The sequence below is a fragment of the Bradyrhizobium guangzhouense genome (genome assembly GCF_004114955.1).
Classification (GTDB): Bacteria; Pseudomonadota; Alphaproteobacteria; order Rhizobiales; family Xanthobacteraceae; genus Bradyrhizobium; species Bradyrhizobium guangzhouense.
This window is the reverse complement of the sequence record NZ_CP030053.1, coordinates 2,724,361-2,736,861: the sequence shown is the minus strand read 5'-3', so window position 1 is coordinate 2,736,861 and position 12,501 is coordinate 2,724,361. Positions and strand designations below refer to the sequence as shown.

At 65.8% G+C, this 12,501-nt stretch carries 14 protein-coding genes; 4 read left to right on the top strand and 10 right to left on the bottom strand.

Annotated features, from left to right (window positions below; translation table 11 throughout):
- The first annotated feature begins 161 nt into the window (after positions 1–161).
- Positions 162–1,784: a CYTH and CHAD domain-containing protein gene (locus tag XH91_RS13105; protein WP_128954826.1), complete on the top strand. Its 1,623-nt coding sequence runs from the start codon at positions 162–164 to the stop codon at positions 1,782–1,784.
- Between the two features lie 19 nt (positions 1,785–1,803).
- Here XH91_RS13105 and XH91_RS13100 read toward each other — a convergent pair whose 3' ends face one another.
- From XH91_RS13100 to XH91_RS13060, 9 genes are all read right to left on the bottom strand, one after another.
- Positions 1,804–2,193: a DUF4189 domain-containing protein gene (locus XH91_RS13100; RefSeq protein ID WP_128950987.1), complete on the bottom strand. Its 390-nt coding sequence runs from the start codon at positions 2,191–2,193 to the stop codon at positions 1,804–1,806.
- 181 nt (positions 2,194–2,374) lie between these two features.
- On the bottom strand, positions 2,375–3,979 hold the full coding sequence (locus XH91_RS13095; protein WP_128950986.1) for an NTP transferase domain-containing protein: 1,605 nt from the start codon (positions 3,977–3,979) through the stop codon (positions 2,375–2,377).
- The gene (locus XH91_RS13090) at positions 3,976–4,677 is read right to left on the bottom strand and encodes an XdhC family protein (RefSeq protein ID WP_128950985.1); all 702 of its coding nucleotides are present in this window, start codon (positions 4,675–4,677) and stop codon (positions 3,976–3,978) included. The genes XH91_RS13095 and XH91_RS13090 overlap by 4 nt, the downstream gene beginning before the upstream one ends.
- 2 nt (positions 4,678–4,679) lie before the next feature.
- The gene (locus XH91_RS13085) at positions 4,680–5,003 is read right to left on the bottom strand and encodes an XdhC family protein (protein ID WP_008564652.1); all 324 of its coding nucleotides are present in this window, start codon (positions 5,001–5,003) and stop codon (positions 4,680–4,682) included.
- Between the two features lie 11 nt (positions 5,004–5,014).
- Complete coding sequence (locus XH91_RS13080) at positions 5,015–6,217, bottom strand: vWA domain-containing protein (protein WP_128950984.1); 1,203 nt, start codon at positions 6,215–6,217, stop codon at positions 5,015–5,017.
- A gap of 146 nt (positions 6,218–6,363) precedes the next feature.
- The gene (locus tag XH91_RS13075; RefSeq protein ID WP_128950983.1) at positions 6,364–7,272 is read right to left on the bottom strand and encodes an AAA family ATPase; all 909 of its coding nucleotides are present in this window, start codon (positions 7,270–7,272) and stop codon (positions 6,364–6,366) included.
- 60 nt (positions 7,273–7,332) lie between these two features.
- Positions 7,333–8,139 carry an FAD binding domain-containing protein gene (locus XH91_RS13070; protein ID WP_128950982.1) on the bottom strand — a complete coding sequence of 269 codons (807 nt, stop codon included), beginning with the start codon at positions 8,137–8,139 and terminating at the stop codon, positions 7,333–7,335.
- 30 nt (positions 8,140–8,169) lie between these two features.
- Positions 8,170–8,655, bottom strand: coding sequence for a (2Fe-2S)-binding protein (locus tag XH91_RS13065; RefSeq protein ID WP_057748873.1), 486 nt, complete (start codon positions 8,653–8,655; stop codon positions 8,170–8,172).
- Between the two features lie 139 nt (positions 8,656–8,794).
- Positions 8,795–9,241 carry an SRPBCC family protein gene (locus XH91_RS13060; protein ID WP_128950981.1) on the bottom strand — a complete coding sequence of 149 codons (447 nt, stop codon included), beginning with the start codon at positions 9,239–9,241 and terminating at the stop codon, positions 8,795–8,797.
- Positions 9,242–9,422: 181 nt separating this feature from the next.
- Here XH91_RS13060 and XH91_RS13055 point away from each other — a divergent pair, with 181 nt between their 5' ends.
- The 3 genes from XH91_RS13055 to XH91_RS13045 are packed head-to-tail and all read left to right on the top strand — an operon-like array spanning position 9,423 to position 12,003.
- Positions 9,423–10,778, top strand: coding sequence for a 3-carboxy-cis,cis-muconate cycloisomerase (locus tag XH91_RS13055; RefSeq protein WP_128950980.1), 1,356 nt, complete (start codon positions 9,423–9,425; stop codon positions 10,776–10,778).
- 19 nt (positions 10,779–10,797) lie between these two features.
- On the top strand, positions 10,798–11,580 hold the full coding sequence (gene pcaD / locus XH91_RS13050) for a 3-oxoadipate enol-lactonase (RefSeq protein ID WP_128950979.1): 783 nt from the start codon (positions 10,798–10,800) through the stop codon (positions 11,578–11,580).
- A 30-nt stretch (positions 11,581–11,610) separates the two neighbouring features.
- Positions 11,611–12,003 carry a carboxymuconolactone decarboxylase family protein gene (locus XH91_RS13045; RefSeq protein ID WP_128950978.1) on the top strand — a complete coding sequence of 131 codons (393 nt, stop codon included), beginning with the start codon at positions 11,611–11,613 and terminating at the stop codon, positions 12,001–12,003.
- On the opposite strand, the gene XH91_RS13040 is transcribed toward XH91_RS13045, so the two are convergent.
- Entirely contained in the window at positions 11,965–12,495 is a 531-nt protein-coding gene (locus XH91_RS13040; RefSeq protein ID WP_128950977.1) for a hypothetical protein, read from the bottom strand. The two genes, XH91_RS13045 and XH91_RS13040, sit on opposite strands and share 39 nt — an antisense overlap.
- Positions 12,496–12,501 lie beyond the last annotated feature (6 nt).

The window sequence follows — 12,501 nt, the reverse complement described above, 5'->3', positions numbered from 1 at the left end:
TGCGGCGTCTCGCCGGGTCAAACAATCAACACGTTGCGATCAGGAACGTTGCGGCTGCCGGCGCGGAACAGAAACCCGGTTCCGAAATCCCTGGGAATGAGCCCCCGCGCAGCAGACCCTTTCCCGCCGACCAGCCCGCTGATGACATCAGCGCCAAGGCGATGACGCCGGACGTCTCGTCGCCCCGCGATGTTGCGCCTTACGCAAGCGAAATCGAGCTCAAGCTGCTCGTGGCTTCCGATCGCCTCGCGGACTTCAACAATGCGCCGATCATCGCGGCGAATGCGCGCAACAAGGGGACGCGCAAGCACCTCAAGGCCGTCTATTACGATACGCCCAAGCGCGCGCTTCGGCGTGACGGATTCAGTTTCAGGGTTCGCCAGAGCGGCACGCGATTCACGCAGACCGTGAAAACGGAATCCGGCAACGATCCATTGCGCCGTGGCGAGTGGGAGGCAGCCGTGCCATCGATGACGCCCGACATCGCACTGGCCATGCCGCTGGTTTCGGACAAGCTGCGCGCCGAGCTGGAGCGTCACCCGGTCGAAGCCGTCTTCAGCAGTGACATCCACCGGCATCAGCGCCTCGTCGATTTGCCGTCCGGTACGGTCGAGTTGGCTTTCGACCAAGGCCATCTGACGTCAGGCGACCGCTCATTGCCGATCAGCGAGATAGAGCTCGAGCTCAAGAGCGGCAGCCCGTCCGCGATCTGGGAGCTTGCGCTGCGGCTCGCCGAGCATGATCAGGTGAAGCCGTCGATCCGGACCAAATCGGCGCGCGGATTTGACCTTGCGGCCGACGCGCCGCCGCGGGCGCCGAAGCCGCCGAAGCTTCGGCTCGATCCGTCGGTCTCACTCGACGAGGCCTTCTCCGAGATCCTGCGCTCCTGCCTATTGCATTTGCTCCAGTCGTTGCCCGCCGCCGAGGACGGTCGCGACGTCGAGGGGATGCATCAGCTTCGCGTTGCGCTGCGCCGCCTGCGCTCCGCGCTCGACCTGATGCGGTCGGTGGTGTCGCTGAGCAAGCTCGACCTGATGCGCGCCGAAGCAAAATGGCTTGCGGGAAGCCTCTCGGGCGCGCGCGACTGGGACGTGTTCCGGCAGGAGACGCTGCGGACTGTCGCGGAGGGCTGTCCCTCGGTCGCAGGCTTCGAGACACTCGGCGCGCTCGCCGACGAACGCCGCGCGAGCTGCTACGACAATGCCCGCCTCGCCCTCGCCGACCGGCGCTGCCAATATTTCGTGATCGGGCTCGGCGCCTGGATCGAAGCGCGCGGCTGGCGGAGCGACGTTGCGCCCGAAGGCCTGGCGCAACTCGCGGAGCCGGCGATCAACTTCGCCCGCAACATCCTGTCGGCACAGCACGCCAGGGTGCTGAAGCGCGGTCGCCGCTTCAAATCGCTACCGATCGAGGAGCGGCATCGCGTCCGTCTTGCCGCGAAGAAGCTCCGCTACGTCGCCGACTTCCTGCTTCCGCTTTGCTGCGGGCACGGCAAATCCGCGAAGCGGTTCTCGCGCAGGCTCGCCGACCTTCAGCAGCAGCTCGGAATCTACAACGACATGGCGACGACGACGTCACTACTTGCCGACATCAATGCCGGTTCGACCGGCAGCGGCATGGCGGCAGCGGCGATCGCGGGCTGGCAGGCCCACGCCATGGTCGGCGTCGAAGCACGTTTGCTGAAAGCCTGGTCGGAATTCACCGGAGGCAAGGTGCCCTGGTCGATCGACGCGCCGGAGCAGCCGATCAAGCTGGTGCAAACCAATGCGGGATGGCTGCGCTAACCGCAGCTCAACCCCTTGATCAACCTTTGGCGTCGCACGCCCAGGCGCGGATCACGCATTCCTTGCCGCCATATTTGTAGCATTCGCGGGTGGCGGCGTTGAGCGAGGCCGAGATCTTCGGCTTGACGGCGTAGCCATAGGCGCCACAGGGGTTGGTCATGTCGACTGACATGGCCGCACAGGCTCGCTTCATCGTCACCGTCGTGCATTCGCCCTTGCACTGCTTTTGAGCGGCGGCACGCGCCTCGCGCTCGGCGCCGTAATCATAGGCCTGGCCATAGGCGCCGCACTTGCCGACCGCAAACGCGCCGGCCGCATGAGCCTCTGTCATATGACGGGCGGCGGCGACACACACCGACAGCGCAAAGAAAAACATCGCGCAACGGCGCGCGACGAGGTTCGAAACCATGGAAACCCCTCCCCCCAAGGCAGGTGGAGAGGACTCTAAGCCCGGACCGTTTCCAGATGGTGAATGGGGCGTTGAAATCGAGGAGCCGCAGGGTGGATTAGCGAAGCGTAATCCACCTCTTTTGTTTCCGCTGAGACACAGTGCGGCGGATTGCGCTTCGCTAATCCGCCCTACCGCACCGTCATCCGCCTCTAGCCGCTTCCAAGGCCTGTGGCGTATCGATGTCAAGGAAAGCACCCTCGCCGTCGACCGGCACTTCGGCCACCGCTTCCGTATGCCTGGCGATCAAATGCCGCGCGCCGACGTCGCCGTCGAGCGTCATCAATTCCCTGAAGAAGCGACGCGACCACAGCACGGGATTGCCGCGGCGGCCTTCGCTGACGGGCACGACGATGAGGTTGCCACGATCAGGCGCGAAACCGTCGATGAGACGATCGATCAGGCTGGCATCGATCAGCGGCATGTCGCCGAGGCAAACCACGGCGCCGTCGCTCGCGTCGGACACGGCTGCGATACCCGCCTTGACCGAGCCTGCGATGCCGCCGGCGAAATCAGGGTTCTTGACGAACCTCACGTTGAGGCCTTGCAACGCCTGCTCGACCAGCTCGGTCTGATGGCCGGTGACGACGATCACCTCGGATGCTTTCGAGGCCAGCGCCTGCTCGGTGGCGATCCGCACCAGCTTCTTGCCGTCGAGCTCGGCGAGCAACTTGTTCGGTCCGCCCATGCGGGTGGAGCGGCCGGCTGCCAGCACGATGGCTGCGACCTGGCTGTTGCCCTCGATCTCGGGCTTTGCGCGCGGCTGCGGGCGCGTCACGATCTCCATCAGCAGGCCGCCGACGCCCATGCCCATCAGCTCGGAGCGCGTCACCTTGATGCCGGCGAGGAGCCGCATCAGCACCCAGTCAAAACCGTTCTCGACCGGCGAACGGGCGCAGCCGGGTGCGCCGAGCACGGGCACGCTGCCGGCGCGCGCAATCAGAAGCAGATTGCCGGGATCGACAGGCATGCCGAAATGCTCGATCTCGCCGCCGATTCCGGTAACCGCGGCCGGAATCACATCACGGCGGTCGGCAATGGCCGATGCCCCGAACACGATCACCAGCTCGGCGCCGAGGGCGAGCAATTCCTTGATCGCTGCCGACAGCGCGCGCTCGTCATGTTGCACGCGTCGCTCGGCGATGATGCTGGCGCCCGCCGGCGCGAGGCGCTCGGCGGTGACGCGCAGTGTCTTGTCAACCACCTTGGACGACAAGCCCGGCAGCAGCGTCGAGACCACGCCGACGCGCTTGACGACATAGGGCGCGATTTTCAGAACGTCCTTGCCGGCCGCCTTCACCGCGGCATCGCGCAAATTTCCTTCAACGCCGAATGGGATGATCTTCACGGTGCCGACCATCTCACCTTCGACCACCGGCTTGTAGGCGGCGAGCGTGGCAAAAGTGATGGCCTCGTCGACATTGTTGATGCGGTCGACCGCGGCGCGGTCGATCACCAGCAGGCCCGGACGCGCGGCAAACAGATTGGCCCGGCCGGTGAAGGCGCGCTCGACATGGATGCCTTCGCCGCCGATTGCAAGCGCGATGCTGGCGGCCGCGACGTCTTCGGAGACGTCGCCCGCCTCCATGCGCACCACGACGATGTCCTTGATGCCGGCGCGCTCGAGCTGCTCGACCTCGGCAGGCCCGATCGTCGTGCCCTTCTTCAGCACCAGCGGTCCCTGACGCAGGGTGTGGACGGTCACCCCGCCGATCGCATCCCTGGGGCTCGCCGGGCCGAACTTCATGCCGCTTCTTCTTTTTCTTTGGGCGGCAGGCGCAGCACCGCGGTGATCTCGCCCATGATTGCCACCGCGATCTCGGACGGCGAGACCGCGCCGATCGCCAGCCCAATGGGCGCGTGGATGCGCGCGATATCGCTCTCCTTCGCGCCCTGCGCCCGCAACCGATCGCCGCGCTTGGCATGCGTCTTCCGCGAGCCGAGCGCACCGATATAGAAGCAGTTGCGCTCGAAGGCGTGCAGCAGCGCGGGATCGTCGATCTTGGGATCATGCGTCACCGCGACAAAGGCGGTGTAGGCGTCGACGTTGAGCGGCGGCAGCGCGGTGTCGGGCCATTCGGCGACGAGCGGAATGTCGGGGAAGCGTTCCGGGCTCGCAAAGGCCGTGCGGGGATCGACGACGGTGACGTCATAGCCGAGCGAGCGCGCCAGCGGCGCCAGCGCCTGGCTGATATGGACCGCGCCGATGATGACGAGCTTTGCCGTCGGCGCGTAGACGTTAAAGAACAGCTTCTTGCCGCCGGCCTCGACATTGGCGCTCTTGCCCATGCGAAGCTGCTTGTCGAGCTCCGCACGCAGCGGATCCTTGGCGAAATCGGCCGCCTTCACCAGGCGCTGCTCGCCGCTCTCGGTGTCGGTCACCAAAATCACCGGCCGCCGCGCGGCGCGCTCGGCATTGAGTTCGTGGAGGATTGCAAGCTTCACGGTCAGCCGACCTTCTCGACGAAGACGCGGATGGTGCCGCCGCAGGACAGTCCGACATTCCAGGCGGTCTCGTCGGCGACGCCGAACTCCAGCATCTTCGGCTTGCCGCTCTCGATCACGTCCATGGCTTCGGTCACCACGGCACCCTCGACGCAGCCGCCGGAGACCGAGCCCAGGAACGTGCCCTCGTCGTTGATGACGAGGCTCGAGCCCGCCGGGCGCGGGGCCGAGCCCCAGGTTTCCACAACGGTTGCCAGCGCGACGCCACGGCCGGCCTTCTGCCAGTCCTCCGCCGCCTTCAGAATGTCCTCGTCGCGATCGAGCATGGCTTGGCCTCTCAGGCTGCGGAGCGGATCAGGCTGCGGTGATGCGGCGGCAGCGGCCGGGAGAGCGTGGTGATCAGCTCCTGGATCGAACTCAAATTATGCACCGGGCGGAATTCGTCAACGTGCGGGAGCATCATTTTGATGCCCTGGGCCTTGGCCTCGAAGCCGCCAAACCGGAGCAGCGGGTTGAGCCAGATCAGCCGCCGGCAGGAGCGGTGCAGCCGGTCCATCTCGAAGGCGAGCCTGGAATCGGCCTCCCGCTCCAGCCCATCGGAGATCAGCAGCACGATGGCGCCCTGGCTCAGCACCCGCCGCGCCCACAATTTGTTGAAGTGATGCAGCGAGGCCGAGATCCTCGTGCCGCCGGCCCAGTCCTCGACCGCCGCCGAGCAGCTCGCCAGCGCCTCGTCTGGATCGCGCTGGCGCAGCGCGCGCGTCACATTGGTGAGCCGGGTGCCGAACAGGAACACCGAGACGCGCTTGCGCGCATCGCCGATGGCATGCAGGAAGTGCAGGAACAGGCGGGTGTATTCGCTCATCGAGCCGGAGATGTCGAGCAGCGCCACGATCGGGGCCGGCTTCTCGATCCGCCCGAGCCGATGGATGTCGATGATGTCGCCGCCGGTGCGCAAGGATGCGCGCAGCGTGCGGCGCATGTCGAGCCGCAGGCCACGCGGATCGGGAAGGTAGCGGCGCGTCAGCAATTCCGCCTGCGGCAGCCGCATCATCTCGATGGCGCGGAGCGCCTCCGCGATCTCGGCGGCGCTCATCTGCGCAAAGTCCTTCTTCTGAAGGATCTCCTTGTCGGAGACCGACAGGCGCAAATCCTGCTCCTGGTGCTGCGGCGTCTCCGTCATCCGCGGCTGCGACATCGCCTCCTGGACGCGGCGCGAGCCGGCTTGCGGCTTCTTCTTGGCCTGCTCCGGCAGCGGCACCGAATCCAGCAGGTGCTTCCATTCTTCCGAGGCGCGGAAGAACAGGTTGAAAGCCTGCTTGAAGATCAGCGCATGCTCATGGCGCTTGACGAAGATCGCCTCCAGCGTGGTGAAGACGTCCGCCCGGTTGCCGATCTCGATCACCTGCAGCGCGCTCATGGCGTCGATGACGGCGCCCGGCCCGACCGGCATACCGGCCGAGCGCAACGCACGGGCAAAGCCGACGATGTTGTCGGCGAATTGCTCGGTTTGTTCCGGCGCCAAATGGTTGATGGCCATGCGTCCACACTTTCAGCCGTCATTCCGGGGCGCGCCCCTTGGCGCGAGCCCGGAATCCATTCATCCTCAATCCATGCCGCCCGATGGATTCCGGGTTCGCGCTACGCGCGCCCCGGAATGACGAGAGCAGTTATGACGCACGCGCGTCAATTCTCGCTCGTCGCGTCCTTCAGCACCTTCTGCAAGGTATCGCCCTGCATCCGCGTGATGTCGTCCTGGTACTTCAGCAGCGCGCCCAGCGTGTCGCCGACCACTTGCGGGGTCAGCGAGCGGGCGTCGAGCTCGGACAAAGCAGTAGCCCAGTCGATGGTTTCGGCGACCCCGGGCGACTTGTAGAAATCCTGGTTGCGCAGCGCCTGCACGAAGCGCACGACCTGCTGCGACAGTTTTGCCGAGATGCCGGGCACACGCGTCTTGACGATCGCGAGCTCGCGCTCGGCGGCGGGATAATCCACCCAGTGATAGAGGCAGCGCCGCTTCAGGGCGTCGTGGATCTCGCGGGTGCGGTTGGAGGTGATGATGACGATCGGCGGATGCGGCGCCTTCACGGTGCCGAATTCGGGGATGGTCACCTGGAAGTCGCTGAGGATTTCCAGCAGATAGGCCTCGAAAGCCTCGTCGGCGCGATCGAGTTCGTCGATCAGCAGCACCGGCGGACCTGCGACATCGGGCTCCAGTGCCTGCAGCAGCGGCCGCTTGATCATGTAGCGGTCGGCAAAGATGTCGCTCGACAACTGATCGCGATCGGTGTCGCCGGCGGCTTCCGCCATCCGGATCGCGATCATCTGCGCGGCGCTGTTCCACTCATAGACCGCGGAGGAGACGTCGAGGCCCTCGTAGCACTGCAGACGGATCAGCTTCCGCCCCAGCGCGGCCGAGAGAACCTTTGCAATCTCGGTCTTGCCGACGCCGGCCTCGCCTTCCAGGAACAGTGGCCGGCCCATCCGCAGCGAGAGATATGTCACCGTCGCCAGCGACCGCTCGGCCAGATAGCCGCGCGAGGTCAAGAGTTCGAGCATCGCATCGACCGATGCCGGCAGGGTCGCTGAAGTCATGAAATAGCCAGTCTCGCTACGCCCTCACCGGGACAAGGTTGGCCGAGGCGTGAGAATCACTCACTCCTTGGCATTGGCGGCGTCGACGGCGCGCCGTGCCAGCACGCCGATCAGATGCGCGCGGTATTCGGCGCTGCCGTGGATGTCGCTGTTCAGCCCTTCCGCCGGCACATCGATGCCTTCGAGCACCTTGGACGAGAACCGCTTCTTCAGCGCTTCCTCATAAGCCTCGACGCGGAACACACCGTCCGAACCGGCACCGGTGACGGCGACGCGCACGTCCGACGGACGCCGCGCCACGAACACGCCGACCAGCGCGTAACGCGAGGCCTGGTTGCGGAACTTGATATAGGCGGCCTTCTTCGGCAGCGGGAACATCACCTTGGTGATGATCTCGTCGGCTTCCAGCGCGGTCGAGAACAGGCCCTGGAAAAACTCCTCGGCCTTGAGGCGGCGCTTGTTGGTGACGATGGTGGCGCCGAGCGCGAGAACCGCGGCCGGATAGTCGGCGGTCGGATCGTTGTTGGCGAGCGAGCCGCCGATCGTGCCCTTGTGGCGCACCGCGGGATCACCGATCTGGCTGGCGAGATTGGCGAGCGCGGGAATGGCTTCACCGACGATGGCGGAGGTCGCGACCTCGGCATGCCTGGCGGTGGCGCCGATCACCAGCGAACGGCCCTTCATCTCGATCGCGTTCAGCCCCTCGATATGGGAGAGGTCGACCAGATGCGGCGGGCTTGCAAGCCGCTGCTTCATGACGGGAATCAGCGTGTGACCGCCGGCGATCACCTTGGCGTCTTCGTTCTTCACCAGGAGATTGGCGGCCTGCCGGACGGTCCCGGGGCGGTGGTATTTGAATTCGTACATGAGGGTGTCCTGATCGCGGAGGGCGCGCGGTTACGCGAGATCGGATTTCGCCATCGCCTTCGCGCCGGCGGCGATCGAGGCGACGATGTTCTGGTAGCCGGTGCAGCGGCAGAGATTGCCTTCCAGCTCTTCCCGGATCGTATGGTCGTCGAGCTCGTGGCCCTTGCGGTGCACGATATCGATCGCGGTCATGATCATGCCCGGCGTGCAGAAGCCGCATTGCAGGCCGTGGTGCTCGCGGAAGGCTTCCTGCATCGGATGCAGCGGCGCGCCGTCGGCAGCCAGTCCTTCGATGGTCTTGACCTCGTGGCCATCGGCCATCACGGCCAGCGTGGTGCAGGACTTCACGGCCTTGCCGTCGAGATGCACGACGCAGGCGCCGCACTGCGAGGTGTCGCAGCCGACATGGGTGCCCGTCAGGCGCAGATTCTCGCGCAGGAACTGCACCAGAAGCGTGCGCGGGTCGACATTGCCGGTAACAGGATTGCCGTTCACGATGAGGGAGATTTTTGCCATAAGCACTCTCTGTCAGCGCCCCGACGGGTCCCGTCGAAGCGGTTCTTTCTTATAATTATTCCAACCCATCATATGGGCCATTATGGCCGGGGGCAACATTGCCCCAGGCGCAAGGCGCCATGACGAAAAGCAAGAGCCGTCAGCCCTGTACCGCCTTGGCGAAATTCGCGAAAAATTCGTCCGCCAGCTTCTTGGCGGTGCCGTTGATCAGGCGCTGCCCGAGCTGCGCCAACTTGCCGCCGATCTGCGCCTCGACGTCATAGGAAAGCAGCGTGCCGCCATCCTTCTCGGCGAGCCTCACCGCGGCGCCGCCCTTGGCGAAGCCGGCCACCCCGCCCTCGCCTTCGCCCGAGATCTTGTAGCCGTTCGGCGGGTCGAGATCCGAGAGCATCACCTTGCCCTTGAAGCGCGCCGAGACCGGACCGACCTTCATTTTCGCGGTGGCGCGAAAGCCGCCGTCCTCGGTCTTCTCCAGCTCCTCGCAGCCGGGGATGCAGGCCTTCAGCACAGCGGGGTCGTTGAGCTTCTCCCATACGGCCTCGCGCGGCGCCGCAAGCTGGACTTCGCCGTTCATTGTCATGGCCATGGGGTGCCTCCGGGATCGCAAAAGGTGGGATGCTCAAGTAACGCACGAAGGCCGCAAAGAAAAGGGTAGCCCGCGGTCACGTGGGATGCATATTCGCACCTGCAAAAAGTCTTGTGCCGATCGTCAGGGATTGGCAGAGCCTGATCATGGTGATTAGGTCTCTCCCCCGGACTTGCGCAACATGAGCACAGCCCTCTCCCCCCTGCTTGCGCCGATGCTGTCGAGCGCAGCCATGCGCGCCGTCTGCGACGACCGAACCACGCTGCAGAACATGCTCGATTTCGAGGCGGCCCTGGCTCGGGCCGAGGCCGCCACCGGCGTGATCCCCCCGTCGGCAGTGGGGCCGATCGAAACGGTCTGCAAGGCCGATCGCTTCGACGTGGCCGCGCTGGCCGAGGCCGCGACCCGGTCCGGCAATCTCGCGATCCCCCTGGTCAAGATGCTGACCGCCAATGTCGGCAAGGCCGACGTCGAGGCCGCCCGCTACGTGCATTGGGGCGCGACCAGCCAGGACGTCATCGACACCGCGACCATGTTGACGCTTCGTGCCGCCATCGATGCGCTGGATGCTGACCTCAGCCGCGCCATCACGGGCTTTGCCGCGCTGGCGCGCGCCCATCGCAGCACGGCGATGGTGGCGCGGACCTGGCTGCAGCACGCGCTGCCGATGCCGTTCGGGCTGAAGGCCGCCGAATATGCATCGAGCCTCGCCCGCGCCCGCTGCCGCCTGCGGCGGCTCCGCCGCGAGGGCCTCGCGTTGCAATTCGGCGGCGCCGCCGGCACGCTCGCAGCGCTCGGCGACAAGGGGCTCGCGGTATCCGAACGGCTGGCGCAGGAGCTGAACCTGCCGCTGCCGGATGCGCCCTGGCACACCCATCGCGACCGCATCGCCGAAGCGGCCTCAAGCCTTGCGATTCTCGCCGGCAGCTGCGGCAAGATCGCACGCGACGTCTCGCTGATGATGCAGACCGACGTCGGCGAAGCCTTCGAACCGGCCGGCGAAGGCCGCGGCAGCTCCTCGACCATGCCGCACAAGCGCAACCCCGTCGCAGCCGCAAGCGCGCTCGGCTGCGCGACCATGGCTCCCCAGCTCACTGCTACGATTCTTGCCGCCCAGGTGCAGGACCACGAGCGCAGCGCCGGCCCCTGGCACGCGGAATGGCCGACGCTGCCGCAATTGATGCTGGTCACATCGGGCGCGCTGGCCGCCATCGTCGACATCGCCGAAGGCCTCGACGTCGATGCCGCGCGCATGCGCAGCAACCTCGATGCGACGCACGGGCTGATCATGGCGGAAGCCGTCACCTTTGCGCTGGCCGACAAGATCGGCAAGAGCGACGCGCATCACCTCATCGAAGCCGCGAGCAAGCGCGCGGTCGCCGAGAAGAAGCACCTGCGCGAGGTGCTCTCGGCCGATTCGCAGGTCACTGCGCATCTGACGCCGGAAAAAATTGCGGCTTTGTTCGAGCCGATGGCCTATCAAGGCGCATCGCAGGCCTTGATTGATCGCCTGCTCGACAACCTCGACCGCGAATAAAGACAAACGGAGACGCCGCATGCCCATGATCGATGCCGACGGTTGCCTGATCAACGTCTCCGTCGAGGGCCGCGACGGCGGGCCGACCTTGATGCTCTCCAACTCGCTCGGCTGCACGCTGCAGATGTGGGAGCCGCAGATGAAGGCGCTGACGCAGGTGTTCCGCGTCATCCGCTACGATCGCCGCGGCCACGGCAAGTCCAACGTTCCGCCCGGCCCCTATACGATGGAGCGCTTCGGCCGCGACGTGCTCGCCATCCTCGACGACCTCAACATCGAGAAAGTGCATTGGTGCGGTCTATCGATGGGCGGCATGGTCGGGCAATGGCTGGGCGCCAACGCGCCCGAAAGATTCGGCAAGCTCATCCTCGCCAACACCTCCTGCTACTATGCCGAGCCGACCAAATGGCTGGAGCGCATCGACGCCGTGAAGAAGGGCGGCATCGCGGCGGTGGCCGATGGCGTGATCGCAGGCTGGCTGACGCAGGATTTTCGCGAGCGCGAGCCCGGGATCACCGCCAGGATGAAGGCGATGCTGGTCGCCACCCCGGTCGAGGGCTATCTCGCCTGCTGCGAGGCGCTATCGACGCTCGACCAGCGCGCGCTGCTGCCCAAGATCAAGAGCCCGACGCTGGTGATCGCCGGCCGCCACGACGTGGCAACGCCGATCTCGGCAGCCGAGCTGATCCGCTCCAACATTCCCGTCGCCAGCATGACCATCATCGACGCCGCCCACATTTCCAATGTCGAGCAGCCGCACGCCTTCACCGACGCGGTGGTGGGATTTTTGACGCAGCGCTGAATGCGCCCATCGTCAACCGGAGGAAGCAACATGGACGACCAGAAGCGCCGCGATGCCGGCATGACCGTACGCCGAAAAGTGCTGGGCAACGCCTGGGTCGACAAATCGATCGCGAACCGCAACGCCTTCAACACCGATTTCCAGGACATGATCACGCGCTATGCCTGGGGCGAGATCTGGACCCGGCCGCATTTCGACGAGCGGACGCGGCGCGTGCTTGTCATCGGCACCATGGTCGCGCTCGGACAATGGGATGAATTCCGCCTGCACGTGCGCGCGGCGCTGGCGGAGGGCGGCTTCACCCCCGACGACATCAAGGAAATCCTGCTGCAGCAGGCGATCTATTGCGGCGTCCCGGCGGCGAACCACGCCGTCAAGGAGGCGTCAGCGATTGTGCAGGAGCTCGGCCTCGTCAAAGGCTAGCGGCGCGGTATCCGGAACGGCAACCGTTGTCGGCGCTGCCGCCGGCCGCTCGATCAGCAGCACGATCGCGGCGCCAAGCAGCAACAGCAGCTCGGTGGCGTGGAGCCGCAGCGCCGCCATTTCGTGGACCTTCGAGGCCATCACCATGCTCGCGAACGAGATCAGGCTACCGATCGCGAGCGCAATGCCGAGCGCCTCGTCGCTGGCCCCGCTCCTGCGGGTGCGTGGAATGGCCAGAAGCGCGAGATAGATCGCGAAGAATCCCACCACGGTCAGCCGTCCCAGCGCCAGCAGCCAGGCGGCGCGCACCGTGCTCAGGCCGGACATTTGCAGCTGGTCGCTGAGGAACAGCGCGACGGCGACGCTCGGCCGTTCGTAGAGGCCATGCACTGGCGCCACAAAGATGTTGAAGGCGACCATCGTCCAGGCCGGGATGAAATAAGCCGCCAGCAGCGCGCCGTTGACCGAGCCGATCCGCCAATTCCTGAACATGCCGCT